The following is a 24,899-nucleotide window of genomic DNA, read 5'->3' as shown; positions in this document are numbered from 1 at the left end:
CGTCGATCAGTGGGCGGGTTTCGCCGCGACCAACCCGGTTCTCACCGCAGCCCTGGTCGTGGCCCTGCTCGGACTTGTCGGGACGCCGCCGACCGCTGTGTTCGTCGGCAAGCTCACCACGATGGGGGCGACATGGGACGCAGGCCTGGCTTGGCTGGCGGTCGCGATCGCCCTCAACACCGTGATCAGCCTGTTCTACTACCTACGTTGGATCCGGGCAGCTCTACGCCCAGCCGCTCGGCCCGGCCAGAGAGCACCCACCGGAGCCGGAGGACGAGGCGCTCGCACCGCTGCGATACTCGCCGCGGCGGCCACGATCGTGATGGGGCTGGCGGCGGGGCCGCTCTGGATCATCCTCGACTGACCCGAAAGCCGCGCTGACCGACGACCTTGAAATCGTCAGGTTCGGGGGGTCAGCACGATCGTCAGCCCGGCTTCGTTCCTACGATGCAGCGGGCAACGCCGGGCACTCGGACCTTGCCGCCTTCTTCGTGCGCGCGCACCCCAGCGATGACCCCGGCCCTGATTCGCTCCCGGGTTGGCCGGTCAACCTGCTCGAGGGCAACGACTGCTGACGACACGTGCTCGCTGACGACCTCCCAGTACTGCTCGGCCGAGTCTGTCGTCAGCACGACATCGACCTCCCAGTCGGTCACATCGCACAGGCCCGCAGCTTCGTACAACGCACTGACAGAGCCCGCCGCCGCGCACCGATACATGCTGGGTCCGTCGGGGTCGGGAGGCGGCAACGCCGTCTCCGCAGCGATCGCCTGCATGGGGATGGTCGTCCAGGGGTTCGCCTCTGGCCGTATCCACACCGAGGAGCAGACCCGCCCGCCCGGCTTGAGCACGCGCGCGAACTCGGACGTGGCCTTGGCCATGTCAGGAAAGAACATGTAGCCAAAACGGACGGAGACGCTGTCGAAGGTGGCGTCGTCGAATGGCAGATCGTCGGCGCTGCAAACCTTGGTCCGGATGTTGGTGATGCCCTGCCGATCAGCTCTTTGTTGCGCGATGTCCAGCATCTCGGGTGCCAGGTCTGTCAGTACGACTCGACCCGCGGGAGCGAGCTGGGCCACGCTCAGACCTGGCTCGCCCGAGCCGGAGGCGATATCCAGGTGCTGCTGATCGTCCCTGATGTCGAGGCTGTCGATGATCGCGTCGCCGACGGGCCCCAGCTGATCACTGATGACCTGGTCCCACTTGGCCCATCCGGTGGAGCACATGGCCCACGTCGCCCGCTGGGCGTCCTCAATCTCCTCGAAACTCGGCATCGGCTGTCCCGTCGCTCCTACGCACCTCGTGGACGAGGCGGAAATCGTGCGGATCCAGTATGTCAGTGTTTCGCGTCGTGAGGCACTCCCGTGAGGCGTACCTCGCGGTGGCGAAGATTCTGACATCGGAGGTCTGAGCTGGTGACCCTTGGCCAGGTCCTCGCGGACCTTGGACCCTGTCGATGCCGCTGCTGGACTCGGATGGTGGAAGTCACGGCCGGGGGGACGCTCCGGCCGAAGTCGAAGGGAATCGCCATGAAGGCACTCGTGTATCGCGGCCCGGGCCAGAAGGCCTGGGAGGACGTCCCCGACGCGACGATCCTGCATTCGACCGACGCTGTGGTGCGCGTCGACACAACGACCATCTGCGGGACGGACCTGCACATTCTCAAAGGCGATGTGCCGGCGGTGACCGAGGGACGGATCCTCGGTCACGAGGGCGTCGGAACCATCGTCGAGGTCGGCTCGGCCGTCTCTGCCTTCGAGGTCGGTGACCGCGTGATCATCTCGTGCGTCAGCGCCTGCGGGTCGTGCTCGTACTGCCATCAGGGTCTGTACGCCCACTGCCTGGCCGAGGAGGGCGCTCCCGGTATCGGCTGGATCCTGGGGCATCTGATCGATGGCACGCAGGCCGAGCTGGTGCGTATCCCGTTTGCGGACAACTCTCTGTACGCCGTGCCTGAAGGTGTCTCGACAAAGCCGCGGTGATGCTGTCAGACATCCTCCCGACCGGGTTCGAGATCGGAGTGCGGTATGGGAAGGTCGAGCCCGGTGACGTCGTTGCCGTCGTCGGCGCCGGACCTGTCGGACTGTCGGCGATGATGACCGCCGGCCTGTACGGAGCGTCGCGCGTCATTGCGCTCGATGTTGACTCCAACCGGCTGGATCAGGCAATGGGATTTGGTGCGACCGATTCGGTCAACAGCGGCGACAGCGATTGGGCCGAGCAGGTCAAGGCGAAGACGGACGGTCTCGGCGTCGACGTTGCGATCGAGGCCGTGGGTCTCCCGGCCACCTTCGAGGCCTGCACCCAGATCGTGCGGCCCGGGGGATCGGTGGCGAACGTCGGTGTGCACGGCGCCTCCGTCGAGCTGCGTCTACAGGACCTGTGGATCAAGGACATCGCGATCACGATGGGCCTGGTCAGCGCTTCCACCACACCGATGCTGCTCAAGCTGGTGACGCAGCACAAGCTGGACGTCGAAAAGTTTGCCACTCATCGCTTTGATTTCGACGGGTTCCTGGAAGCGTATGAAACTTTCGAAGCTGCAGCCGAAACCAAGGCGCTCAAGGTGACGATTCACCGTTGATTGTTCCCAGGAGAGTGGACAGTCGTCCGCGGAAGCACGGGCGGCTGGCCACGAGGTCGCTGAGGAGAAGCGGTTGTAGAAGTCACCTTGATCTTCGGGTCAGCTCAGCTGATCCAGCCCGATGGCGAGGACGAGTCCGAGGGCGGTGGCGATGCCCGTTGCGTACCTGTCCTCCTTGAATGCCTTCGGGAACACTTCGGTGGCTAGAGAAGCAGCCACCGCGCCACCGGCAAAGCATCGAATCAATCCCAGGGCCGCGTCGGGAACCCCGGCGAACAGCAGGTTTCCGGCGATCGCCGCGGCAGAAAGCAGCGCGGCGGTGGCAGTCCACAGGCCGAGGACCTTGGGCTTCGAGTGGCCGGTCGCCATCTGCTGGGCGCCCCCCGCCGCCTCCGGGAGGTTGGACAAGAAGATCGATCCGGACAGGGAGGCCACCTGGAGCGGCCCCGCGCCGATGAGAGCGACTCCCAGGGCGAGGTTCTCCGGGATGCCGTCGAGGGTGATGGCGGCGAGCAGCCCGCCGCCGCTCTCGGAGCCGAATTTACGCTTGACCTGTCGGTCGAGCGCTGAGAATACGGCAGCACCGGTGAGCACGCTGGCGCCGACTGCCCACAGTGGTGCGACCTCGGTGGCGGGATCGATCAATTCCAGGACAGCGGACACCATCAAGGCCCCGCCGGCAAGCGCGACGATAAAACCCTCGAGCTCGGGAGGCAGGCTCCCGTAGACACCCCATGCAGCGCCCGCGACAAGCGCGGCTGAGACGACGACGACCACCACAACGGTCAGAAACATCGACACTCTCCTCCGGTCAATCGCTCAGGACGAACCATCGCCAGAAGGCGGGAAGCCGCTGAGCCTTGGCTGCGCTGAAGTCGGGCACCGCCCGCTGGTCGGCGGCTTGCGACGTGGTCACCTTTCCGTTCTTGTCGATGTCATCCAGCAACCACTCCATCTCCTTGATCTCCTTGACCTGGGTCTGACTGATGCCGTCGGCGAGCTCTCGGACCCGCACATCATCGAAGTCAGCCCGGTCGCTGGTCAGGATGGCGATGGAGTGGTGCGGAATCATGGCCTTCATGTACGCCTGATCGCCGACCAGGACCTGAGACTGGGAGAGCCAGAACGCAGTGCCGCCCACGGCCAGGGCGGCCCCCAGGATCGCCACATTGACCCGCGTGTTGGGGTACATCCGTCCCCACATGAAACTGAGCATGACCACGGTCATTGCCGAGCCCATCAGGATCGCCATGTAGCCGCGTTCCTCACTCCATTGCGCGTGCTGGATGGCGAACAAGTTGGTGTAGGTCAAGGCGTACATCACCAGAGTCGAGACGACGATCATCGCTCCAAATCGGAGGTAGACCCCCTTATCGCTGTTGTTGCCCTGCTCATGGTGATCACGTGGCGGGGTTCCTTCGGGGTCGTGCGCAGAGGCGTGCTGGCTGGTCATCGGGGTTGATCCTTTCTCATAACCAAACTCACGTGAAGGAGACCGAAGCACGGCGATGTCATCGTTGGACGTGCGTGACGGGCGGCCCCGGCTCGACTGAGCAATACCCAGCGCCCGCCCGTCTACACCGAGCCGATCCGGCGACGGTCCCGGAACGCCGGCGACGAGTAGTGTGCGTTGGTAGTCCGGGCGCGCACCCTGGTGCGCGGCCGTGCTGACGCCCAACGAGAGGAAACTGCCTTGTTGTTCGACAACATCTCCGGCCTGCTTCGCGTCCTGGTGGTGGGTCCCATGGCTTATGTCTGGCTGATCGCTGTGCTGCGTCTCAGTGGGAAGCGGACCCTCGCACAGCTGAACGCGTTCGACTTCATCGTGACGGTCGCTCTCGGGTCCACCTTGGCGACAGTGGCTCTGAGCAACACCGTGGCATGGTCGGAGGGGGCGCTGGCCCTCGCCTTGCTGGTGGCGCTTCAATTCGCCGTCGCGTTCTCGGCCGTCCGCGTGCCGTGGGTGCGGCGTGCGCTGACATCAGCACCGACCGTGTTGCTCCGCGACGGGAAACTCGATCTGGCGTCGCTGGCTGACCAGCGGATCACCGAGGAGAGCGTGCGGCAAGCAGTGCGCAGCTCGGGGATCGGCGGGCTGGAACTGGTCTCCGCTGCGATCCTTGAGTCCAACGGCTCCATCAGTGTCATCGCCACCAGTCAGCGCGGCAGCGGGTCAGCCATGCCGGGGGCGACCGCCGGCGCCTGACGCTGTAAGCGAGAGCCGCTGGACTGTCGGTCCTCGATCGGTGACCTCGGACCACGGGAGCGAGTATGTCGAGCGCGCCTGAGACGAGCCCAGCCAACGCAGGATCTCCATTGGCGGGACGAGTCGTGGGTGCGCTCAAGCCTGCCTGCTCGCACGGGTGTCGAGGCCAACTTGGCTGCCACCCCAGTGATGGGTCGCACCGATCTGACTCGACCCCTTCGCTGGTCTTGTGGTTGACGCGCGGGAGCGGGCACCCGAGACTCCCTTGGGTGACCCCTGATTCCCGTCCGAGCTCGCCCGTTGGTCGCGCGCTGAATCGTGCCAGACCCAAACAGCTGCTCCAGTCAGCGGGGATCCTGCCCGGAAACGCCGACCCGCTTCCCACGGATCCCCGTGAGGTGTCGCAGATCCTGACGGATCCAGACTTCGCGGGCGCCGTCGCCGAGCTGGCCGAGAGCACCGGCCAAGATCCGACCGACGCGCAGATCGAGGCAGCGGCCAACCTGCGGGAGATGTCCGCGACGCACACGGAGCGCACCGGCGCGGCGTTCCGCAGGTTCCTGCACTGGATGGGCCGCGCCCACGACGTCTACATCGATGAAGATTCCGTGGCCCGGCTCAGGGCTCTGGACAGTCAGCACTCCTTGTTGTTCGTCTTCTCCCACCGTTCCTACCTCGACGGCATGCTCGTGCCGGAGGTGGTTGGCTCACGACGCATCACCATGCCCTACCTGTTCGGGGGAGCGAACCTCAACTTCTTCCCGGCCGGTCAGCTCGCCAGCAGATCCGGGATCATCTTCATCCGCCGCAACACCGGCGACATCCCGATCTACCGGCTGGCGCTTCGTTCCTACATCTCGCGCCTGCTCGCCAACCGCGCCAATCTGGCCTGGTCAATCGAGGGTGGCCGGACCAGGACCGGCAAGCTCCGCCCGCCGACCTACGGCATCCTGCGCTACGTCGCTGACGCGGTCGACCAGCGAGAGGACACCGACGCATTGGTCGTGCCGGTCTCGATCGTCTACGACCAGCTCCACGAGGTCGCGATGATGACCAAAGAGGCTCGCGGCGGCGCCAAGAACCCCGAGAACCTCCGCTGGATGTACAAGTTCGCTCGCGAGCAGAAGAACCGGCTCGGCCGAGCGTATGTCGACTTCGGGGAGCCGATCTCGCTGCGAGGCCGGATGGCCGAGCTGCAGGCGGACGAGGCAGCGGCCCCGTACGCCATCGAACGACTGGCCCTGGAGACCTGTCACAGAATCAACCGCGCCACCCCAGTGACGGCGACCGCGGTCGTCAGCATGGCCATCCTCGGCGAAGATCGCGCTCTCTCCTTGGCTCAGGTGGAGGAAACAGTCGCGCCGTTGGCCGGCTATCTCCAGGAACGTGGCTGGCGAGTGGCGGGTGGGTTCAACCTGACCGACCGCGCCACGCTGCGGCGGACACTGGAGGAGCTGGTCATCTCGGGTGTGCTGACGGCTTTCGATGGCGGCACCGAGACGGTGTGGAGCATCGCGCCGAACCGGCACCTGGTCGCCGCGTTCTACCGCAACACCGCCATTCACGCCCTGGTCGACCGGGCCATCGGTGAGCTCGCCCTGTTGGCGGCCTCGGAGTCCGACGGGCATGACCACGCCGCCGTCGCGGAAGCTGAGGCGCTGCGGCTGCGCGAGTTGCTCAAGTTCGACTTCTTCTTCTCCGGACGACACGAGTTCGGGTCAGACATCGATGCCGAGCTGGCGGGTATGGGCCGCGGCGACGGGAGCCGTGGAAGCAGTGACACCGATGAGCTGCGAGGCCACATCGCCCAGGCGCGACCGCACGTGGCTCACCTCGTCCTGCGGCCCTACCTGGATGCGTATCACGTCGTGGCGGATCGGCTGGCGGCCCTGGACCTGCCGTACGACGAGAAGGTGTTCCTCGACGACTGCGTGCAGGTCGGCCAGCAGTGGATGCTGCAGGGTCGGATCGCCAATGACGAGTCGGTGTCGCTCGAGCTGTTCAAGACGGCACTGCGCCTGGCTGACCACCGCGGTCTGCTCGACTCGTCGAGCCCAGGGGTCGATCAGCGCCGCAAGGACTTTGCCGACGAGGTCGCCGTCACGACGGCCCGTACCGAGACCATTGCCGCATTCCACCGGGCGAGTCGTTCCTGACCGAAGCAGCTCGACGAGGGTTCGACACGGCGAGCGAACTGAGGAGGTCGAGGCGTCAGGGGCTGTCGGACGTCGGAGTGTGCGAGGTCGGCGGACTGTCGCCGTTGAGCCACTTGGCGATGATGACGTCGGTGGAGGAATGCGCCAGCACGGAGACCAGCACCGTGACAGCAACCACCGTGAAGACATGGTCCGCATCGGTGATGCCGCTGGACAGCACGATCACGGCGTAGGCGACGCTCGCGAACCCCTTCGGCCCGAACCAGGCCACTGCCAGCTTCTCTCGCCGTTCCATCGACGTGCCGGCCAGCACCGCGATGATGGGGAGGGGGCGGGTCACAGCGACCACCAGGATCGCGACGACCAGTGCGCTCCACCCGGCCTCACGGAACAGCCCGACCTGCAGCAGCGCCGCGAAGGCCAACAACGCCCCGCCTTTCGCGAGCTCACTCACCAGCTCGCCGGTATGCCTGAATGACTCCGAGACCTCAGGTCTGAGGGTTGCGATCGTGGCGCCGGCCGCAAATGCGGCGAGGAACTGGTTGGCGTGCAGCACGTCGCACACTCCGTACAGGAGGACGGCGATCGCGATGGGGCCCAAGGGTCGTAGGGAGCTCACGCTCTCCACCGCAGGGATCTGCAGGACCCCCTCCACGACGAGCGGTGTCACCACCCCGATGAACAGTCCGAGCAGCAGCTCCAGGATCAGTGTCAGGGGTTCGGTGGACCATCCCTCCGGAGAGCCGCCGGCCACCCCGACCAGCACCAGCACGGCCGGAAGGGCAAGACCGTCGTTCAGACCACTCTCGATGTTGAGCAAGTGCCGGACCCGGGCCGGTACGTCGTCGCGACCGACCAGAGCCGAGGCGAAGACCGGGTCGGTCGGGGACAGGACGGCGCCGAGGACCAGCGCGGCCGGCCACGACAGCCCGGCGACCCAGTGCCCCAGAGCAGCCACCAGCACCAAGGTCAACGGCATCCCCAGCACGAGCGTCCTGGCCGGATTCTTCCAGTGGCGGCGAAGGACCGACCAAGGCGCGTGCTGACCGTCCGTGAACAGGATCGCGAAGAGGGCGACCTCTGCCGCGATCTCGGCCGTCCGGGCCGTGACACTGATCTCGTCCAGCACCAGTGGTCCGGCAACGATCCCCACGGCCAAGAACACGGCAGTCGATGACAGTGGACTGCGACTGGCCAGAGCGGACGTCAGCACGGCGAGCAGGAGCGCGAGCCCGAACGCAAGCAGCACGGCATTCACGTCTTCACCGGGTCCCTGCCCCGGACAACCGGCCCGGACTCATCAGATCGGCCACGGGTGCTCCTGTCGGGTCGTGCGGTTCTGACCACCTGTACCCGTAAGCCTGATGGCCATGCGGCCCCGAGGTGCCACGTTCCCCGGGAGACCTGACCCATCATCGCTCACTGGGTGTCGGCGAGCCGCTGAACGCTGCATGAACGCACTGCGCCACGATGGACCTCCCGATGGAAGGACGATGATGGCGTTGAGCGCAGTGGCAGTCTTCTGTGGATCCAGCTTCGGACACGATCCCGCCTACGCCGATGCGGCACGACTGACCGGCCGCACGCTCGCCGAACGCGGTATCGATGTCGTCTACGGCGGGGGCCATGTCGGTCTGATGGGTGCGGTCGCCGACGCTGCCATCGATGCCGGGGGGCGAGTCGTCGGGGTCATCCCCAGCGCCCTGGATGATCGCGAGCTTGCGCACCACGGGCTGACCGAGCTGCACGTCGTGGACTCGATGCACGCGCGCAAGCAGATGATGGCCGAGCTGGCCGACGCTTTCATCGCGCTCCCCGGGGGAGCGGGGACCTTGGAGGAGGTCGCAGAGCAGTGGACGTGGGCCCAGCTCAGCATTCACGCCAAGCCTTCGGGATTCCTGAACGTGCGAGGATTCTGGGATCCCATGCAGGTGCTCATGGACCAGATGGTCGAGACCGGTTTCGTCCGCCCCGAACAGTCCCGGATCGTCTCGTTCTCCGACGACCTCGACGAGCTGCTCCGGATGCTAGGGCTCCCGCCCATCTGGGCCGACAAGTGGGGGCACGATCCCGGCGAGGTCCTGAACCCATGACCGACCCGGTCATCCACGTGGCTGCCGCGCTGACGACCGACGTCGACGGCCGAGCGCTGATGGTGCGCAAGCACGGCACGACCGTCTTCATGCAACCCGGCGGCAAGATCGAGCCGGGCGAGAGCCCACTGACGTGCCTGCGTCGAGAGCTGCTCGAGGAGCTCGGACTCGATCTGCCGGTCGGGGAGTTCACGTGGGTGGGAACATTCGAGGAGGACGCGGCGAACGAGCCCGGGCACCGGGTGCTGGCTGAGGTGTACAGCGTCATCGTCGACGCGTCTGCGCCGGTGGCAGCCGCAGAGATCGCCGAGAGCATCTGGGTCGATCCGGCGCTTCCCGGGGATCTCGAGCTTGCACCGCTGAGCAGTCGCGCCCTGCTTCCGCTGCTGCTGCGCGGTTAGCGGCCTCGCAGCCGGTCCAGCGCGCGACGGTCCCGCTTCGTCGGCCGGCCGGCGCCGCGGTCACGACGCGGCAGAACGGGGATCTCCTCTTTGGGCGGCGGCGGGGGAGTGTGGTCCTCGTAGCACTCGACAGCCACGGCCGCGCCAACGCGCTTCGCGATGATCCGTTTCACCACGACGATCCGCTGACCCCCCGCGGTCAGCGCCTCGACCCGGTCGCCGATCTTGATCGGCTGGGACGGTCTGGCCTTGGCTCCGTTGACGCGCACGTGCCCGGCCTTGCACTCCGCGGACGCGATCGATCGCGTCCGGTAGAGCCGGACGGACGATACCCACACGTCGGTGCGGGTCTGTGTCATCGTGCCGCTCACACCGTCTCCACCGGGAGCACGGCTGGGGCGCGCAGCGTGACCTCCATGCCTTCGATCCTCGCACGCGCCCGGGCTCCCGACGTGGCAGGCTTGCCACATGGTTTCCGACGACATCAACATCGTTCCGATCACGGGCGAGATGATCCGGTTGGGTCAGTTCCTCAAGTTCGCCAACCTGGCCGAGTCCGGTGCCGCTGCCGGTGAACTGATCCAGGGCGGAGATGTCAGGGTCGACGGCGAGGTCGAGACACGCCGCGGCCGTCAGCTCGCCAAGGGCATGCTGATCGAGGTGCAGCTTCCCGGGACCACGTGGGCGGCCCAAGTTGGCTGAGGCGCAGACCTGATCGTTCACCCGATCGAGCTGGAGACTTCAGCAATCTTCCACCGGCCGTCGTTCTTCTCGACCGGGACCATCTCGTCCAACGGTGTTCCACCCTTGCGGTACGTCACCCTGACGGTCGCTGCGTCGCCGCTGCGTCGAGCTAGCGTGTAGGTAAAGCGTGCGGGCTCGAGCCCCTCGTCCTGGTACGCCTGCTGGACCTGCGTGACCGCAGCGCAGTCGACCGCTTTCGGCCTCGCCGAGATGTCCCGCAAGGCCTGGCAGTCGCCGGTGGCGTACGCCGTCGTAGCGGCCCGCACGGTCTGGATCGGCCCGGGACCCTCCAGGTGCTGGCGGACCTCGGTGCCTGCCCACACGGAAACCGCAAGCGCGACCAGCAACCCGGCGAGCGCCAGCAGCCGTCTGTTCACCGTGCCCCTCCTCCGTCGAATCATGACGCTAGCGCTGCGACAGGACGTCCGCGACCCGGATCTCGCCTACAGTGGCCCGGTGACGGAGCCGGTGATCGAGATCGTCCAGGACCGGGATCGGCCCTCGGGCCACACCCTCCGGATCGGCGGGGCGGACCAGTCCCACGTCGACCTCGACGACCCGACCCGGCTCGAGTTCGACTACATGCAGCGCATCGTCGACGTCATCGACGCGCTGGACCCACCGGGGGCGCCGCTGCGATTCGTTCACATCGGCGGCGCAGCCATGACGATTCCGCGGTACGTCGCCGCAACGCGGCCGACGTCAGCGCAGATCGTGCTGGAGCCTGACGAGCGGGTGACGGCTCTGGTACGTGAGCAGCTGCCTCTCCCGCGTCACAGCGGAATCAAGGTGCGAGCAGTTGACGGCCGCACCGGGATCGTCGCACTTCGACCGGACTTCGCCGATGTCGTGGTCCTCGATGCGTTCGACGGGGCCCGCATACCGGCTGAGCTGGCGACCGCGGAGTTCTTCGCCGAGCTGGCCCGGGTCACTGTCGATGGCGGCGTGGTGCTGCTCAACCTCGCGGACAAGGCACCGTTCCCCTACGTCAGGCGGGTGGTTCGTGGCGTGCGGGACAGCTTCGCGCAGGTCATGCTGAGCGCCGAGCCTGCCACCCTCAAGGGTCGCCGGTTCGGCAACGTGCTGGTCACGGCGTCCCAGCGCCCGATGCCGTGGGCGGGGCTGGCCAGACGGGCCGCGAGCTCACCGTTCCCGTACCGGGTGCTCCCGTACCGCGACGTCGTCGAGGGATTCGCGGCGAAATCGGCGTTCACCGACGGGGACGCCGAACCATCGCCAGCTCCGCCGGGTGGTGCCGCGTTCTTCCGCTGAGTCCGGATGGTGATGGTCAGGCGTGCAGTGCCTCGACGAGAGCATCGACTGCATCGTCGATCTCTTCGCGGGTGATCACCAGCGGAGGAGCGATGCGAAGCGTGCGCTCGTGCGTCTCCTTGCAGAGCACGCCGCGGTCGCGTAGCGCCATTGACACCTCGCGGCCGGTCTTGGCTGCCGGGTCGATGTCGATGCCGGCCCACAGGCCACGCCCCCGCACCGCGACCAGACCCTTGCCGACCAGCTCATTGAGTCGGCTGTGCAGATGTTCGCCGAGCTCGCGCGACCTTTCCTGGAACTCACCGGTCTCCAGCAGACCCACGACCGCGCGGCCCACGGCACACGCGACGGGGTAGCCGCCGAACGTGGAGCCGTGCTGGCCCGGCTTGAGAACGCCCAGCACATCCGCGCGACCCACGACGGCGGACACCGGGATGATGCCGCCACCGAGTGCCTTGCCGAGCGTGTACAGGTCGGCCCGGACATCTTCGTGATCCAGTGCGAACAGCTTGCCCGTGCGGGCCAGGCCCGACTGGATCTCGTCGGCGATCAGCAGGACATCGTTGTCGTCGCACAGCTGGCGGACTCCGGCGAAGAATCCTGCCGGCGGCACGATGACCCCGGCCTCGCCCTGGATCGGCTCGATCAAGATCGCTGCGGTGTTGGGAGTGATCGCGGCGCGCACGGCATCGAGGTCGCCGTAGGAGACCGTCACGAAGCCGGGGGTGAACGGCCCATAGTTGTCGTGCGCAGCTGCGTCGTCCGAGAAGGAGACGATCGTCGTGGTGCGCCCGTGGAAGTTGCCACTCGCCACGATGATCTCGGCGCGGTCGAACTCGACGCCCTTGACCTCGTACGCCCACTTGCGGGCGACCTTGATCGCGGACTCGACGGCCTCGGCGCCGGTGTTCATGGTGAGCACCATTTCGGTCTCGGTCAGCGCCGCGAGCTCACGACAGAACGCACCGAACTGATCGTTGTGGAACGCGCGTGAAGTCAGTGTCAGCCGGTCGAGCTGCTCGTGTGCGGCTTCCAGCAGCACGGGGTGGCGGTGGCCGAAGTTGAGCGCGGAGTAGCCCGACAGGAAGTCCAGGTAGCGGTTGCCGTCGACATCGGTCACCCACGCCCCCTCCGCCTCGGAGATGACCACAGGCAGTGGGTGGTAGTTGTGCGCGCCCCACCGTTCGTCGAGCGTGATGAATGATGCGGTGTCGAGTCCGGTTGCTGCCATGTGCCCACGGTACAAGCCGCCCTTTCAGGGCTCCCCGTTGCACGGCCGTGGGGGCCACGGGACGCCCTCGATACAATGGAGCGTGCCGCGATCAGCCCTCACCACCGCGCTGAGCACGGCCGCGGGCGCGGTGACAGCCGCGGGGTCCTGAACCCCGATCCGCATGTCTCCCACGGAAAGCACCAGCATGAATCGCACCCTCACTCGGCTGTCCGCTGTGCTCCCCGATCCAGCACAACACGTAGCGTCGAATCGAGACGCACGCGGCGCAGCCAGCTCTGACGGCAACGGGTCCGCACAGGACGCCCACGGTTCGGGCGACGGGCCGGCGAGCACGACAGCCTTCCTGTCGGTGGCTCCGGGAGCGGCGGCGCACTCCGAGGCGGTCAGCACGCCGGTTGGCACCTTCAGACAGAATCGACGTCGTGCGTAACGTCCTGCTTCGTCTGGCTCTACCGAGCCTCGTCCTGGGGATCGTCGTCCTCGGGTCGGTGCCAGCCAGCGCGCACTCTTCGCTGGTGGGATCGGACCCCGAGGATGGTTCCACCCGAGCGACCGTCCCGACCAGTGTCACGTTCACCTTCACTGAGAGTGTCGGCAACGCGGCGGTGGCGGTGACTGCCCCAGACGGGTCATCCGTCAAGATCTCGGACCTCAGGGCTGTTGACAACACCGTCACTGCGCGAGTCGCGGCGGCCGACATGAAGGGCCGATACTCTGCGTCGTACCGTGTGGTGTCCTCTGATGGACACCCGGTCGACGGCACGGTCTCCTTCGAGGTGACCAGAGGTCGGTCCGTCACCCAGGTGGACCAGCCCGAGCCGGAGACCTTCCTGCACCGGCACGGGACACACGTTCTCTGGGGAGTCGTTGCGGCGGTCATCGCCATCGCGCTCCTCCTGATGCCCCTGAGGAGCCGCGATGACCCGGACCACACGTGACGTCCTCGTCGGCTTCCTCGCCGCGGGCCTGGCGATGTTCGCGGCGCTCCAGCTGGGCGGGAGCGCGCCGGCCAAGGCTCCGCCGAACATCCCTGACCCGGGTCGATTCGTCGGTTGGGCAGTGCCGTCCGTCACGGTTCTGACGGAGCTCTCGGTCGTGGCCCTGGTGGGCTTCCTGATGGTCGCGGTGTTCCTTCTTCCGGGTTCCAGGGACGACGTGGAAGGGCTCGCTGTCGATGCCGTGCGGCTGGCGCGTCGCTGGGCGATCGTCTGGTCGTTGGCCAGCCTGGCCCTGTTCGTCCTGACTGTGTCGGACGTCTTCGGACGACCACTCGGATCACTGAACTGGATCCTCGTGTCGTCGCTGGCCTTCGAGACCTCGCTGGGACGTGCGCTGCTGATCCAGTCGCTCGCCGCAGCACTCCTGGCCCTGGCTCTCGGGTGGACGCTGTCGGTCCGTCCGCTGGCGCTGATCCTCGGGGCGTCAATCGGGTCGCTGATCCCGGTCGCACTCACCGGACACGCCTCGTCGGCGGCATCGCACGACCTTGCCACCACGAGCCTGTTCCTTCACATCTCTGGAGTGACGGTGTGGATGGGTGGGCTGGCCGCACTGGCCTGGGTCGCCATTCGCGGCAGCAAGCGGCTGGACGAGGCTGTCGCCCGCTACTCGACCCTCGCCCTGTGGGCCTACGTCGTCGTGGCCGCGTCGGGCATCGCGAACGCGTCGGTACGGCTGCTCGACTGGTCGGACGTGTTCGGCTCGCCGTACGGACGGCTGGTGGTCGGCAAAGCGCTCGCCATCGTTCTGCTGGGTGTCTTCGGATGGTCCCAGCGGCGCCGGATCATGGTGGCTGGTGGCAGGTTCCTACCTCTGGCGATCAGCGAGCTCATGGTCATGGCCGCCACCGTCGGCCTCGCGGTGGCGCTGTCCCGCACGGCCACCCCGGCCAGCGACAAGGTCGTCACGACGGCCGAGGACCTGATCGGGGGCCCAATGCCGCCACCCCCCGACGTCATGCACCTGATGTGGGGGTGGGCGCCGACCGGGGTCGGACTGGCCGTCGTGGGGCTCGGCACGGCCCTGTACGTCAAGAGCGTGCTGGTGCTTCGATCCCGCGGCGACAGCTGGCCGGTCGGACGCTCGATCTCCTGGGGCCTGGGCATGCTGGTGGTGTACTGGGCGGCTGTCGGTGGCCTCGCGGAGTACTCGCACGTGCTGTTCAGCGCGCACATGGTGTCTCACATGATGCTGTCCATGGTCGGCCCGATCTTCCTCGTGCTCGGCGCCCCGATGACCCTCGCGCTGCGGACGCTGCCGGGCCCACGTCGACCGGGGGAGGTATCGCCTCGCGCGATGCTCCTGGCCTTCCTGCACTCGCGGTTCTCCCGATTCGTCACGCATCCGTTGGTCGGACCGGTGCTGTTCACCGGCAGCCTGTACGGCCTGTACTTCACCGGAGCATTCGAGGGCCTGATGGGCAGCCACTGGGGTCATGCGGCGATGCAGCTGCACTTCATCGGCGTCGGAACGCTCTACTACTACGTCCTGATCGGCGTCGATCCTTCACCGCGGCGGCTGGCGCCGATCGTGCGCTTCGGACTCCTGCTCGTGACCGTGCCGTTCCACGCATTCTTCGCGATCGGCATCATGTCCGACAGCTCGGTCATCGCCGGCGGCTACTACCGCGCGATCGATCGCCCGTTCCGAACCGACCTGCTGGCCGACCAGTACCTCGGCGGCGGGATCGCGTGGGCCATGGGCGAGATCCCGCTCGTCCTCGTCATGCTCGCGATCCTGGTCGCGTGGTACCGCTCGGACGCGCGAGAGGCCAAGCGCTACGACCGGTCAGAGAGTCGCACCGGTGACGAGCAGCTCGAGGCGTACAACGCGCGCCTGCGCGATCTGGCCGAACATGGAAAACGGCGGGACCCCTGAGGGATCCCGCCGTTTGTTCGGAGCCGTGATCAGAAGATGATCTGGCCACCGGATGTTGCTGCGCTGAAGCGCTCTTGGGCGTCGGCCCAGTTCGCGATGTTCCACCACGCCTTGACGTAGTCGCCCTTGACGTTGAGGTAGTCCAGGTAGAACGCGTGCTCCCACATGTCCAGCTGGATGATCGGGATCAGCGTCGCCGGGACGTTGTTCTGCTGGTCGAACAGCTGCACGTTGATGAGCCGCTGGCCGAGGGTGTCCCACGCGAGGATCGCCCAGCCCGAGCCCTGCAGGCCGAGCGCCGAAGCCTCGAACTGCGCGCGAAAAGCATCGAACGAGCCGAAGTTGTCATCGATTGCGGCACCCAGCTCGCCCGTAGGCTTGTCACCGCCGTCGGGGGAGAGGTTCTTCCAGAAGATCGAGTGATTGATGTGACCGCCGAGGTTGAACGCGAGGTTCTTCTCCAGGAGGTTGATCGTGTCGTGAGCGTCGTTGGAACGAGCCTCTTCGAGCTTGTCCAACGCCGTGTTCAGGCCGTTGACGTAGTTCTGATGGTGCTTCGAGTGGTGAAGCTCCATGATCTTGCCCGAAATGTGCGGATCCAGTGCGCCGTAGTCGTACGGCAGATCCGGAAGTGTGTAGTCAGCCACGATCCTCCTCGGGACGTGGGCACGCATGTGCCCTGTGTAGTTGTGGACTTTCACCCCCAGTCTGTCAGGCCTGTTGACTCACGCAACGGCAGCGCCCGACCCGGCGACTGCATGCCCGTGTCCCCGGGGCGAACGTGGGGTTGCATGTCCTAGTCTGTCTGTGGACATTCCGGGCGAGGACGACATGCGAGGAGGTGGATCGAGATGGACGATCGCGTCCTGACCATCCCCAACGCACTGAGCTTCGTGCGACTGCTGCTCGTCCCGGTGTTCCTGTGGCTCGTGCTGGGCCCCCAGCACGACGAGCTTGCCCTGGTCGTCCTGATGCTGTCGGGCATCACCGACTACCTCGACGGCAAGCTCGCGCGCCGGCTCAACCAGACTTCGAAGATCGGCGCCATCCTCGATCCGGTAGCGGACCGATTCTTCATCCTCGCTGTGGTAATCGGGTTGGGATACCGGGACATCATCCCGTGGTGGCTCGCGATCATCCTGCCGCTGCGTGACGTCTTCCTGTTCAGTCTCGTGCCTTTCCTGCGCACCCGTGGTTACAGCTCACTGCCGGTCCATTTCCTGGGCAAGGCAGCGACGGCGAGCCTCCTGTATGCCTTCCCGCTGCTGCTGCTCGGTGACGCCACCGGGACGGTTGCCGACCTTGCGAATGTGTTCGGGTGGGCGTTCACCGTGTGGGGCGTTGCGTTGTACTGGTGGGGTGGGATCCTCTACGCCTTCCAGGTCCGCCGGCTCATGACCTCGACACCACCTGTCCTGCGGAGCTGACATGGTTGAGCAGGACGCACCGACCAGAGCAGAGGGCCTGCTGGAGCAGATCGCCGAGACCGCGCTCGACGACGACTACTACGTCGTCCGCAGCGGCCCCTATGCCGATTCCAAGGAGTTCAACACCGTCCTGACCGGGGCCGTCCTGGCGATGTTCGCGGTGATGGTCTCGATGGCAGCGCTGCAGACCCGCAATGATCGCCCAGCGACGGAGCTCGAGCGCAACAGCCTGATCAACAGCATCGCCGCACGTAAAGAGCTCGTGGCGACCCGCGAGACCACCGCCGCGAAGCTGCGCGCCCAGGTCGAGGCCCTCTCGACTTCTGTGAACAGCTCCGACCCGGTCGTCAAGAACCTGCGTATCCTGGCCGCCGACCAACCAGTGAGAGGACCCGGCGTGCGGTTCGTGGCGGTCCCGCGTGACATCGGAGTCGATGACGACCGCGTCACCGAAGAGTCCCGAATCACCGACACAGACCTGCAGCGCCTGGTCAACGGTCTGTGGTACGCCGGCGCCGAGGCGATCGCGATCAATGGCCAGCGAATCGGCAGTCTGAGCGCGATCCATTCCGTCGATGGCGTGATCAACGTCAACTACAACGACATCGGGGCGCCGTTCACGGTCCTCGCGATCGGTGACGGCGAATCGATCGTGCAGCGCTTCACCAGCAATCCCGCCGGTCGGTACTGGGCCGAGCGCGAGAAGAGCGCGGGGGTCCGACTCAGCATGAGTCCATCGTCGGACTTGACCGTGAGCGCGACGCAGCGGGGCCGCACGGCGATTCGCAACGCCAAAGCCATCAAGGAGAAATCATGATTCCGGTCTTCGGGCTCGCGATCGGCGTCCTGGTCGGAGTCTTCCTGCAGCCGACCGTCCCGACGGGCCTGCAGCCGTACCTGCCGATCGCGATCGTGGCCGCTCTCGACGCAGTGGTCGGTGCGTTGCGAGCGCTGGGGGAGCGACGCTTCAATGACCGGATCTTCGTCGTGTCATTCATCTCGAACGTGCTGATCGCCGGATTCATGGTCTATCTCGGTGACCAGCTGGGTGTCGGGTCGCAGCTGTCGACCGGTGTGGTCGTGGTGCTCGGCATCCGTATCTTCGCCAATGCTGCGGCGATCCGGCGCAGGATCTTCCATGCCTGAGCGTGGTTGGCGCACCCTCGCCAGACCGACGCTCTCGCAAGCATTGGTCGCCCTGTTGATCGGTGGGCTCGCGTTCGCGATCACCGTGCAGGTGCGCGATGACGGCACGGACGACTACTCCAGGGTGCGCGGCGACAACCTGGTCGAGCTGCTCAAGTCGCTCGACTCGGCCAACCGGCGCCTGGACACCCAGATCGATGAGCTGACGGCGACGCGCAACGGGCTGCTCAGCAGCACCCAGCTGTCGGAGAAGGCCGAGAAGCAGGCGAAGCTGCGCGCCGAGCAGCTCGCGATCCTCGCCGGTACCACCGGCGCCACCGGTCCCGGAGTCGAGCTGATCATCAAGGATCCCGAACAGACGGTCGACGCCTCGACTCTGCTCGACGCGGTCGAGGAACTGCGTGACTCCGGCGCGGAGGCCATCGCGATCAACGGGGTGGCCCGCGTCGTCGCCCAGACCTACTTCCTGAACGACAACGAAAAGATCCGGGTCGGTGGCCGTGAGATCAAGCCTCCGTACCGAATCGAGGCGATCGGCAGCTCCTCGACGTTGGCGGGGGCGGTACGCTTTCGCGGCGGGCTCATTGATCGGGTCGCGACGCGCGGCGCATCAGCGAGCGTGACCGAGAAGGACGAGGTCACGATCACGGCATTGGCCGACGTCAAGACCCCGGAGTACGCTCGTCCAACATCCTGACGTGGCTAGGAGCATGCGGTGATCCCTGAGGACCTCTACTACAGCGAAGAGCACGAGTGGGTGCGCCTTGACGAGGACATCGCCACGATCGGCATCACCGACTTCGCCCAGGATCAGCTCGGCGACATCGTCTACGTCGAGCTGCCCAACGTCGGTGACGTGGTGCAGTCCGGTTCGGTGATCGGAGAGCTCGAGTCGACCAAGTCGGTCTCCGACATCTTCTCGCCGCTGTCCGGTGAGATCGTCGCCCGCAACGATTCGCTCGACGGTGGCCCCGAGGTCATCAACTCAGATCCGTACGGCGAGGGCTGGCTCATCAAGGTTCGGCCGAGCGAGGAGGACCCCACGTCCGCACTGCTCGAGGCCGAGGCGTACAGCGCGCTCATCCCCGACTGAGCAGACCGGCCCGATCAGGACATCTGACGAACGGCCGGGTGCTAGGTTTAACGTGAAGTCTCGACTCGAACTCAAGACCCTCGAACCCAGGAGTGAAACCGATGTCAACGCCGGACCACGAGCCCGACGAAACCGCGCTGACGCCCGGTCTGCCCTCACCGGCGTCGCAGCCCCCGAGCGATGACACGACCCACATCCCGCTGATCGAGGCTGACACCCAAGAGATGTCGGGCTCGGACGTCTCCACGGTCGAGAACCTGCCGGCCGGGAGCGCGATGCTGCTGGTCCAGCGCGGTCCTGACTCGGGTGCGCGGTTCCTGCTCGACAGCGACGTGGTCACGGTCGGTCGACACCCTGACAGCGACATCTTCCTCGACGACATCAGCGTCTCGCGTCGCCACGCGACCTTCACGCGTAGCCAGGCAGGCTACGCAGTTGCCGACCTCGGCAGCCTGAATGGCAGCTACGTCAACCGTGACCGCATCGACAGCGAAGTCACGTTGTCGGGCGGCGACGAGGTCCAGATCGGGAAGTACCGCCTGATCTACTTCGCTGGTGCCATGAAGGGGCAGGCCTGATGGTCGCGTTCTGGGAGGGCATCGCGTGACCGAGCCGCTTCCAGAGCTGTCCCGGCTCGGCATCGGCAAGGTGCTCGACGAGTTGCTGCCCGAGTTTCCCGATCTGACGATCACCAAGATTCGATACCTGGAGTCCGAAGGGCTGCTCGAGCCCGAACGCACGTCGTCGGGCTATCGGAAGTTCTCGTTCGGCGACGTCGAACGGCTGCGGTTCATCCTGCGTCAGCAGCGCGACAAGTTCTGGCCACTGGGGCACATCCGTCAGGTCCTCGACGACATGGACCGAGGTGTCGTGCCCGACACAGAGCAGGGGAGCACGACGAGGGTCCCGCACCTGAGCTTGGCTGGCGACGGCCTACCGACCGCTGAGACGTTCGCGGAGTCCAGCAGCAATGCCCGGCTCTCGCGTGATGACCTGCTGGAGTCGGCCGCCATCGACTCAGCAACCCTCGATGCGATCGAGGAGCACGGGCTGATCCAGCGGCGCCCGTCCCAGACGTACTACGACGGCGAGGCGCTGCAGGTCGCAGCGCTGGTCGGGCAGTTCGCCGAGCTGGGCCTCGAGCCGCGACACCTACGGATGTTCCGTGCTGCCGCCGACCGTGAGGTCGCGTTGTTCGAGCAGGTCGTGACGCCGCGCGCACGCCGGCTCGACAAGGACGCCGCCGAGCAGACGGTATCGGCGTTGGCCGCCTTGTCCGTGAGGTTGCAGGCTGTACTGGTCAGAAGTCGATTGCGCGGCTAGAGCCATGCGTGAGGTCGAGGTGGTGGGCGTCCGGGTCGAGATGCCGACCAACCAGCCCTTGGTGCTGTTGCGGGAAATCGACGGGGGGCGCTATCTGCCGATCTGGATCGGCGCGGTCGAGGCGTCCGCCATCGCCTACGCCCAGCAGGGGACGGCGACGCCGCGACCATTGACCCACGAGCTCATGCAGCACCTGGTCGAGGCGCTGGGTGACGAGCTCGACGAGGTGCGCATCGTCGACGTTCGCGACGGCATCTTCTTCGCGTTGTTGGTGTTCTCCTCCGGCGTCGAGGTCGAAGCCCGTCCGTCCGACTCGATTGCGCTGGCCCTGCGCGCCGGCGCCCGGGTCGTGTGCACCGAAGATGTCTTGGACGAGGCCGGCATCCAGGCCACGACGGACGAGGACCAGGAGATCGAGAAATTCCGCGAGTTCCTCGACGAAGTCAGCCCGGAGGACTTCGGGTGACCCAGCGGGGTCGAAGTACTCCAAAATCTCAACTCTCACGTCAGACTTGAGAGTTGCGACACGCCGAAGCTCACGCTGGGTCGTTGACCCGGCAAACTCTCACCCTTACCTTGAGAGAACTACTGAAGGTACACGGATGTAGTTCCGTGGAGGTAGTCTTCCCCTAATACCGCTTCGGAAGGCATTTCGGATGATCGAGTCACGCGACGACGACGTCACAGCCGCCACGGCAGCACAGGCTGCAGCCAGCGACCAAGGTCTGCTGTTCAACGACGACGTCTCACCGCTGCCGGAGGACGCAGGATTCCGCGGCCCGACTGCCTGCAGCGCAGCAGGCATCACCTACCGTCAGCTCGACTACTGGGCCCGTACGGGACTCGTTGATCCGACCGTCCGATCCGCGACCGGTTCGGGCACACAGCGGCTGTACTCCTTCAAGGACATCCTGCTGCTCAAGATCATCAAGCGCCTTCTGGACGCGGGGGTCTCCCTGCAGCAGATCCGCATCGCGATCGACCACCTTCGGGCCCGCGGCACCGCCGACCTCACCCAGGTCACGCTGATGAGCGACGGTGCCAGCGTGTACGAGTGCCGGTCTGCCGATGAGGTCATCGACCTCCTGCAGGGTGGCCAGGGAGTGTTCGGCATCGCCATCGGTGGTGTGTGGAAGGAGATCGAGGGCTCGCTGCACTCACTCCCGAGCGAGCGTGCGGTCGAGATCTCGGTCGCCGACGACGAGCTCGCAACTCGTCGGCGCGCACGCCTGTCCAGCTGAACACCGTGCGCAACATCACCTGATCGTCCCGCGCGCTGCTGGTCGTCCTTGGTAGGCTGTTCATGCTGTCGACCGCGCGTGGGAGAGTTCGCCCAGGCGGCGCCGAAGGGGCAATTCCTCCCCGGAACCTCTCAGGCACCAAGGACCACGCGACCGAGGCAATTCTGGAGCAGTCGACCGTGCCGGTCGGAGTGACAGAAGGGGAGGCGTAATCCGACGCCTCTACCTTCGGGAGCACTTCGTGCCTTCAGCCTTCTCCAGCCGCCACATCGGTCCCACCTCGTCCGATCAGGACGCAATGGTGCGCCGGGTCGGCTACGACTCCCTCGACGCACTGATGCAAGCCGCCGTGCCGACCGGAATTCGCAGTGTCGAGAAGCTGCGGCTTCCGGCCGCGCAGACCGAGACCCAGGCGTTGGCTGCGCTCCGATCACTCGCGGAGCGGAACAACCCCGGCGTCGCGATGATCGGCCTGGGCTATCACCCGACCGTGACGCCCGCCGTGATCCGCCGCAACGTGCTGGAGGATCCGTCGTGGTACACCGCCTACACGCCTTATCAGCCGGAGATCTCGCAGGGACGACTCGAGGCGCTGATCAACTTCCAGACCGTCATCGCCGACCTGACCGGCCTCACGACGGCCAATTCGTCCCTGCTCGACGAAGGCACCGCGGTCGCCGAGGCGATGACACTGATCCGGCGCGCCACCAGGGGCAAGGACACGCTCCCGATCATCATCGATTCTGGGTTGCTGCCCCAGACCCTCGCCGTGACCCACACTCGCGCCGAGGCGCTGGGCATCGAGCTGCTCGAGGCCGACCTCGCGGCGGGCGTGCCGAACATCGAAGCGGCCGGCACGATCATCGCCTACCCGCGTACGGACGGTCAGATCGTGGACCCGCGACCCGCGATCGACGCCGCGCACGCATCGGGCGGACTCGCCGTGGTCGTTGCCGATCCCTTGGCCTTGGTCCTGCTCGCCTCGCCGGGCTCGCTCGGCGCCGACGTCGTCGTCGGCTCGAGCCAACGGTTCGGCGTCCCGATGTTCTACGGCGGACCCCACGCCGGCTTCATGGCCGTACGCGCGGGACTCGAGCGGCATCTGCCTGGCCGTCTGGTCGGTGTGTCGGTCGACAGCGCAGGACGTCCGGCGTACCGGTTGGCGCTGCAGACTCGGGAGCAGCACATCCGTCGCGAGAAGGCCACCTCCAACATCTGCACAGCGCAGGTTCTGCTGGCGGTTGCCGCTTCGATGTACGCGGTCTACCACGGTCCGGAAGGCCTGCGGCAGATTGCGCAGGAGGTCAACCGGTCCGCCCGCCTGCTCGCTGCCGGGCTGCGCTCCGGTGGGGTCGCGGTGGCCGAGCGCGGCTTCTTCGACACGGTGGTGGCTGAGGTCCCCGGTGCTGCGGCCAGCATAGTTTCGAAGGCCCGGGAAGCAGGCGTGCACCTGCGGCTCATCGACGGTGACCACGTGGGTGTGGCGACCAACGAGGCAACCACCCGGGAGCACCTCGAGGCGGTGTGGAACTCCTTCGGGGTCCCCGCCGTCGACGAGGCGCCTGAGTCCCTGCCCGCCGACCTGCTGCGCACCGAGGAGATCCTGACGCACCCGGTCTTCCACGAGCACCGCAGCGAGACCCAGATGTTGCGCTACCTCCGCCGGCTCAGTGATCGGGACTATGCCCTGGACCGCGGAATGATCCCGCTCGGCTCCTGCACGATGAAGCTCAACGCGACCGCCGAGATGGAGCCGATCAGCTGGCCGGGCTTCGCCGACCTTCATCCCTTCGTCCCGGTGCACGATGCCGGCGGCATGATCGAGCTGGTCGAGACGCTCGAGTCGTGGCTCGCCGAGGTCACTGGCTACGCAGCAGTGTCGATCCAGCCCAATGCGGGCTCGCAGGGCGAGTTCGCCGGACTGCTGGCCATTCGGGCGTACCACCTGAGCCGCGGCGACGATCACCGCGACGTGTGTCTGATCCCGAGCTCGGCGCACGGTACGAATGCCGCATCAGCCGTCATGGCCGGCATGCGCGTCGTGATCGTGAAGTCGACGGACCAGGGCGAGGTCGACCTCGTTGACCTTCGCGCGCAGTGCGACGCGCACGCCGATGACCTCGCCGCGATCATGGTCACCTATCCGTCCACGCATGGAGTCTATGAGCACGGCATCACCGAGCTGTGCGAGATCGTCCACGGCCATGGCGGTCAGGTCTACGTGGACGGTGCCAACCTCAACGCGCTGCTCGGCCACGCCGCACCGGGCGAGTTCGGCGGCGACGTCTCGCACCTCAACCTGCACAAGACGTTCTGCATCCCGCACGGTGGTGGCGGACCGGGTGTCGGGCCGGTCGCGGTCGCCGAGCACCTCGCGCCGTTCCTGCCCACGCACCCGCTGCACCCGATCGAGAGCAAGCGGCACGGCGTGGGTGCGATCAGCGCGGCGCCGTACGGCTCGGCGGGCATCCTGCCCATTCCCTACGCCTACATCGCGATGATGGGCGCCGAGGGACTCACGGACGCGACGTCGGTGGCCGTGCTGTCGGCCAACTACATCGCCAAGCGGCTGGAGAGCGCGTTCCCGGTGCTCTACACCGGCGACGACGGACTGGTGGCGCACGAGTGCATCCTGGACCTGCGGCCGCTCACGAAGGCGTCGGGCCTCAGCATCGACGATGTTGCGAAGCGCCTCATCGACTACGGCTTCCACGCACCGACGATGAGCTTCCCGGTGCCCGGCACGCTGATGGTGGAGCCGACCGAGTCCGAGGATCTGGCCGAGCTCGACCGGTTCTGTGACGCGATGTTGGCGATCCGCGCCGAGATCGACGCGGTGACGGCGGGGGAGTACCCCGCGGGCGACAACCCGTTGGCCCACGCACCGCACACCATGCGCGAACTCTTGGACTGGCCACACGCCTACTCGATCGAGACCGGCGCTTTCCCGGCCGGCTCCGTCGATGACAAGTACTGGCCGCCGGTGGGTCGCATCGACCAGGCATACGGAGACCGCAACCTCGCGTGCTCCTGCCCCCCGATCGAAGCCTTCGCCGATCGCTGAGGGGTCACTTTCTGCTCGGCGAGGGGTCACTTTCTGCT

Annotated in this window: 29 protein-coding genes and 1 riboswitch; of the genes, 21 read left to right on the top strand and 8 right to left on the bottom strand. The window is 66.5% G+C overall.

Going from position 1 to position 24,899, the window contains the following annotated elements; all coding sequences use genetic code 11:
• A partial coding sequence (locus WB461_RS00645) for a proton-conducting transporter membrane subunit (RefSeq protein WP_423850790.1) occupies positions 1–364 on the top strand: 364 nt, incomplete at its 5' end.
• Between the two features lie 61 nt (positions 365–425).
• Here the strand turns inward: WB461_RS00645 and WB461_RS00640 are convergent.
• Positions 426–1,274 carry a class I SAM-dependent methyltransferase gene (locus tag WB461_RS00640; RefSeq protein ID WP_423850789.1) on the bottom strand — a complete coding sequence of 283 codons (849 nt, stop codon included), beginning with the start codon at positions 1,272–1,274 and terminating at the stop codon, positions 426–428.
• A 255-nt stretch (positions 1,275–1,529) separates the two neighbouring features.
• Between WB461_RS00640 and WB461_RS00635 the strand changes: the two genes are divergently transcribed.
• On the top strand, positions 1,530–1,982 hold the full coding sequence (locus WB461_RS00635) for an alcohol dehydrogenase catalytic domain-containing protein (RefSeq protein WP_423850788.1): 453 nt from the start codon (positions 1,530–1,532) through the stop codon (positions 1,980–1,982).
• On the top strand, positions 1,982–2,584 hold the full coding sequence (locus WB461_RS00630) for a zinc-binding dehydrogenase (protein ID WP_423850793.1): 603 nt from the start codon (positions 1,982–1,984) through the stop codon (positions 2,582–2,584). Before WB461_RS00635 ends, WB461_RS00630 begins: the two co-directional genes overlap by 1 nt.
• Positions 2,585–2,683: 99 nt before the next feature.
• On the opposite strand, the gene WB461_RS00625 is transcribed toward WB461_RS00630, so the two are convergent.
• Together WB461_RS00625 and WB461_RS00620 are read right to left on the bottom strand one after the other, a co-directional pair.
• Positions 2,684–3,379: a ZIP family metal transporter gene (locus WB461_RS00625; RefSeq protein ID WP_423850787.1), complete on the bottom strand. Its 696-nt coding sequence runs from the start codon at positions 3,377–3,379 to the stop codon at positions 2,684–2,686.
• A 16-nt stretch (positions 3,380–3,395) separates the two neighbouring features.
• Positions 3,396–4,037 carry a DUF305 domain-containing protein gene (locus WB461_RS00620; protein WP_423850786.1) on the bottom strand — a complete coding sequence of 214 codons (642 nt, stop codon included), beginning with the start codon at positions 4,035–4,037 and terminating at the stop codon, positions 3,396–3,398.
• Between the two features lie 243 nt (positions 4,038–4,280).
• Between WB461_RS00620 and WB461_RS00615 the strand changes: the two genes are divergently transcribed.
• Positions 4,281–4,790: a DUF421 domain-containing protein gene (locus WB461_RS00615; protein WP_423850785.1), complete on the top strand. Its 510-nt coding sequence runs from the start codon at positions 4,281–4,283 to the stop codon at positions 4,788–4,790.
• A gap of 65 nt (positions 4,791–4,855) precedes the next feature.
• Positions 4,856–6,946: a lysophospholipid acyltransferase gene (locus WB461_RS00610; protein WP_423850784.1), complete on the top strand. Its 2,091-nt coding sequence runs from the start codon at positions 4,856–4,858 to the stop codon at positions 6,944–6,946.
• A gap of 55 nt (positions 6,947–7,001) precedes the next feature.
• On the opposite strand, the gene WB461_RS00605 is transcribed toward WB461_RS00610, so the two are convergent.
• Positions 7,002–8,195 (bottom strand): cation:proton antiporter, encoded by a 1,194-nt coding sequence (locus WB461_RS00605; protein WP_423850783.1) that lies wholly within the window; start codon positions 8,193–8,195, stop codon positions 7,002–7,004.
• Between the two features lie 247 nt (positions 8,196–8,442).
• On the opposite strand from WB461_RS00605, the gene WB461_RS00600 reads away from it, so the two are divergent.
• Together WB461_RS00600 and WB461_RS00595 are read left to right on the top strand one after the other, a co-directional pair.
• Entirely contained in the window at positions 8,443–9,039 is a 597-nt protein-coding gene (locus WB461_RS00600) for a TIGR00730 family Rossman fold protein (RefSeq protein WP_423850792.1), read from the top strand.
• The gene (locus tag WB461_RS00595; protein WP_423850782.1) at positions 9,036–9,440 is read left to right on the top strand and encodes an NUDIX hydrolase; all 405 of its coding nucleotides are present in this window, start codon (positions 9,036–9,038) and stop codon (positions 9,438–9,440) included. The genes WB461_RS00600 and WB461_RS00595 overlap by 4 nt, the downstream gene beginning before the upstream one ends.
• Here the strand turns inward: WB461_RS00595 and WB461_RS00590 are convergent.
• Positions 9,437–9,799, bottom strand: a complete 363-nt coding sequence (locus WB461_RS00590) for an RNA-binding S4 domain-containing protein (RefSeq protein WP_423850781.1) — start codon at positions 9,797–9,799, stop codon at positions 9,437–9,439. The genes WB461_RS00595 and WB461_RS00590 overlap by 4 nt on opposite strands.
• 109 nt (positions 9,800–9,908) lie before the next feature.
• On the opposite strand from WB461_RS00590, the gene WB461_RS00585 reads away from it, so the two are divergent.
• The gene (locus WB461_RS00585) at positions 9,909–10,142 is read left to right on the top strand and encodes an RNA-binding S4 domain-containing protein (RefSeq protein WP_423850780.1); all 234 of its coding nucleotides are present in this window, start codon (positions 9,909–9,911) and stop codon (positions 10,140–10,142) included.
• 17 nt (positions 10,143–10,159) lie between these two features.
• Here the strand turns inward: WB461_RS00585 and WB461_RS00580 are convergent, their stop codons facing one another.
• Positions 10,160–10,561, bottom strand: a complete 402-nt coding sequence (locus WB461_RS00580; protein WP_423850779.1) for a hypothetical protein — start codon at positions 10,559–10,561, stop codon at positions 10,160–10,162.
• A gap of 91 nt (positions 10,562–10,652) precedes the next feature.
• On the opposite strand from WB461_RS00580, the gene WB461_RS00575 reads away from it, so the two are divergent.
• Positions 10,653–11,456 (top strand): spermidine synthase, encoded by an 804-nt coding sequence (locus tag WB461_RS00575; protein ID WP_423850791.1) that lies wholly within the window; start codon positions 10,653–10,655, stop codon positions 11,454–11,456.
• Between the two features lie 16 nt (positions 11,457–11,472).
• Here the strand turns inward: WB461_RS00575 and rocD are convergent, their stop codons facing one another.
• Positions 11,473–12,687, bottom strand: a complete 1,215-nt coding sequence (rocD, locus tag WB461_RS00570) for an ornithine--oxo-acid transaminase (protein ID WP_423850778.1) — start codon at positions 12,685–12,687, stop codon at positions 11,473–11,475.
• A gap of 425 nt (positions 12,688–13,112) precedes the next feature.
• On the opposite strand from rocD, the gene WB461_RS00565 reads away from it, so the two are divergent.
• The gene (locus tag WB461_RS00565) at positions 13,113–13,628 is read left to right on the top strand and encodes a copper resistance CopC family protein (protein WP_423850777.1); all 516 of its coding nucleotides are present in this window, start codon (positions 13,113–13,115) and stop codon (positions 13,626–13,628) included.
• Positions 13,609–15,567 (top strand): cytochrome c oxidase assembly protein, encoded by a 1,959-nt coding sequence (locus WB461_RS00560; RefSeq protein WP_423850776.1) that lies wholly within the window; start codon positions 13,609–13,611, stop codon positions 15,565–15,567. Before WB461_RS00565 ends, WB461_RS00560 begins: the two co-directional genes overlap by 20 nt.
• A gap of 29 nt (positions 15,568–15,596) precedes the next feature.
• Here WB461_RS00560 and WB461_RS00555 read toward each other — a convergent pair whose 3' ends face one another.
• A complete protein-coding gene (locus tag WB461_RS00555; RefSeq protein WP_423850775.1) occupies positions 15,597–16,214 on the bottom strand; it encodes a superoxide dismutase in 618 nt (205 codons plus the stop codon).
• Between the two features lie 204 nt (positions 16,215–16,418).
• Here WB461_RS00555 and WB461_RS00550 point away from each other — a divergent pair, with 204 nt between their 5' ends.
• The 10 genes from WB461_RS00550 (at position 16,419) to gcvP (ending at position 24,861) form a co-directional block, all read left to right on the top strand.
• Positions 16,419–16,994 carry a CDP-alcohol phosphatidyltransferase family protein gene (locus tag WB461_RS00550; protein WP_423850774.1) on the top strand — a complete coding sequence of 192 codons (576 nt, stop codon included), beginning with the start codon at positions 16,419–16,421 and terminating at the stop codon, positions 16,992–16,994.
• Between the two features lies 1 nt (position 16,995).
• Positions 16,996–17,811 (top strand): DUF881 domain-containing protein, encoded by an 816-nt coding sequence (locus WB461_RS00545; protein WP_423850773.1) that lies wholly within the window; start codon positions 16,996–16,998, stop codon positions 17,809–17,811.
• The gene (locus WB461_RS00540; protein WP_423850772.1) at positions 17,808–18,140 is read left to right on the top strand and encodes a small basic family protein; all 333 of its coding nucleotides are present in this window, start codon (positions 17,808–17,810) and stop codon (positions 18,138–18,140) included. The genes WB461_RS00545 and WB461_RS00540 overlap by 4 nt, the downstream gene beginning before the upstream one ends.
• Positions 18,133–18,837 carry a DUF881 domain-containing protein gene (locus WB461_RS00535; RefSeq protein ID WP_423850771.1) on the top strand — a complete coding sequence of 235 codons (705 nt, stop codon included), beginning with the start codon at positions 18,133–18,135 and terminating at the stop codon, positions 18,835–18,837. Before WB461_RS00540 ends, WB461_RS00535 begins: the two co-directional genes overlap by 8 nt.
• An 18-nt stretch (positions 18,838–18,855) precedes the next feature.
• A complete protein-coding gene (gene gcvH / locus WB461_RS00530) occupies positions 18,856–19,233 on the top strand; it encodes a glycine cleavage system protein GcvH (RefSeq protein ID WP_423850770.1) in 378 nt (125 codons plus the stop codon).
• Positions 19,234–19,334: 101 nt separating this feature from the next.
• Complete coding sequence (locus tag WB461_RS00525; RefSeq protein ID WP_423850769.1) at positions 19,335–19,811, top strand: FHA domain-containing protein; 477 nt, start codon at positions 19,335–19,337, stop codon at positions 19,809–19,811.
• A 25-nt stretch (positions 19,812–19,836) separates the two neighbouring features.
• The gene (locus tag WB461_RS00520) at positions 19,837–20,556 is read left to right on the top strand and encodes a MerR family transcriptional regulator (protein ID WP_423850768.1); all 720 of its coding nucleotides are present in this window, start codon (positions 19,837–19,839) and stop codon (positions 20,554–20,556) included.
• A 4-nt stretch (positions 20,557–20,560) separates the two neighbouring features.
• Positions 20,561–21,022 carry a bifunctional nuclease family protein gene (locus tag WB461_RS00515; protein WP_423850767.1) on the top strand — a complete coding sequence of 154 codons (462 nt, stop codon included), beginning with the start codon at positions 20,561–20,563 and terminating at the stop codon, positions 21,020–21,022.
• 190 nt (positions 21,023–21,212) lie between these two features.
• The gene (locus WB461_RS00510) at positions 21,213–21,797 is read left to right on the top strand and encodes a MerR family transcriptional regulator (protein WP_423850766.1); all 585 of its coding nucleotides are present in this window, start codon (positions 21,213–21,215) and stop codon (positions 21,795–21,797) included.
• Between the two features lie 69 nt (positions 21,798–21,866).
• A riboswitch (glycine riboswitch) is annotated at positions 21,867–21,955 on the top strand.
• An 83-nt stretch (positions 21,956–22,038) separates the two neighbouring features.
• Positions 22,039–24,861, top strand: a complete 2,823-nt coding sequence (gene gcvP, locus WB461_RS00505; protein WP_423850765.1) for an aminomethyl-transferring glycine dehydrogenase — start codon at positions 22,039–22,041, stop codon at positions 24,859–24,861.
• The last annotated feature ends 38 nt before the right edge of the window (positions 24,862–24,899 follow it).

Source organism: Aeromicrobium sp., from assembly GCF_049587115.1.
In the GTDB taxonomy this organism is placed as follows: Bacteria; Actinomycetota; Actinomycetes; order Propionibacteriales; family Nocardioidaceae; genus Aeromicrobium.
This window is presented reverse-complemented; position numbering and strand designations above follow the sequence as displayed.

Coding starts and splice junctions, on each gene's coding strand:
- WB461_RS00600 (WP_423850792.1), top strand. CDS start 8,443: ATGGCGTTGAGCGCAGTGGCAGTCTTCTGTGGATCCAGCTTCGGACAC.
- WB461_RS00625 (WP_423850787.1), bottom strand. CDS start 3,379: ATGTTTCTGACCGTTGTGGTGGTCGTCGTCGTCTCAGCCGCGCTTGTC.
- WB461_RS00560 (WP_423850776.1), top strand. CDS start 13,609: ATGACCCGGACCACACGTGACGTCCTCGTCGGCTTCCTCGCCGCGGGC.
- WB461_RS00595 (WP_423850782.1), top strand. CDS start 9,036: ATGACCGACCCGGTCATCCACGTGGCTGCCGCGCTGACGACCGACGTC.
- WB461_RS00515 (WP_423850767.1), top strand. CDS start 20,561: ATGCGTGAGGTCGAGGTGGTGGGCGTCCGGGTCGAGATGCCGACCAAC.
- WB461_RS00585 (WP_423850780.1), top strand. CDS start 9,909: ATGGTTTCCGACGACATCAACATCGTTCCGATCACGGGCGAGATGATC.
- rocD (WP_423850778.1), bottom strand. CDS start 12,687: ATGGCAGCAACCGGACTCGACACCGCATCATTCATCACGCTCGACGAA.
- WB461_RS00545 (WP_423850773.1), top strand. CDS start 16,996: ATGGTTGAGCAGGACGCACCGACCAGAGCAGAGGGCCTGCTGGAGCAG.
- WB461_RS00525 (WP_423850769.1), top strand. CDS start 19,335: ATGTCAACGCCGGACCACGAGCCCGACGAAACCGCGCTGACGCCCGGT.
- WB461_RS00550 (WP_423850774.1), top strand. CDS start 16,419: ATGGACGATCGCGTCCTGACCATCCCCAACGCACTGAGCTTCGTGCGA.
- WB461_RS00535 (WP_423850771.1), top strand. CDS start 18,133: ATGCCTGAGCGTGGTTGGCGCACCCTCGCCAGACCGACGCTCTCGCAA.
- WB461_RS00620 (WP_423850786.1), bottom strand. CDS start 4,037: ATGACCAGCCAGCACGCCTCTGCGCACGACCCCGAAGGAACCCCGCCA.
- WB461_RS00630 (WP_423850793.1), top strand. CDS start 1,982: ATGCTGTCAGACATCCTCCCGACCGGGTTCGAGATCGGAGTGCGGTAT.
- WB461_RS00640 (WP_423850789.1), bottom strand. CDS start 1,274: ATGCCGAGTTTCGAGGAGATTGAGGACGCCCAGCGGGCGACGTGGGCC.
- WB461_RS00540 (WP_423850772.1), top strand. CDS start 17,808: ATGATTCCGGTCTTCGGGCTCGCGATCGGCGTCCTGGTCGGAGTCTTC.
- WB461_RS00610 (WP_423850784.1), top strand. CDS start 4,856: ATGTCGAGCGCGCCTGAGACGAGCCCAGCCAACGCAGGATCTCCATTG.
- WB461_RS00590 (WP_423850781.1), bottom strand. CDS start 9,799: ATGACACAGACCCGCACCGACGTGTGGGTATCGTCCGTCCGGCTCTAC.
- WB461_RS00510 (WP_423850766.1), top strand. CDS start 21,213: ATGATCGAGTCACGCGACGACGACGTCACAGCCGCCACGGCAGCACAG.
- WB461_RS00635 (WP_423850788.1), top strand. CDS start 1,530: ATGAAGGCACTCGTGTATCGCGGCCCGGGCCAGAAGGCCTGGGAGGAC.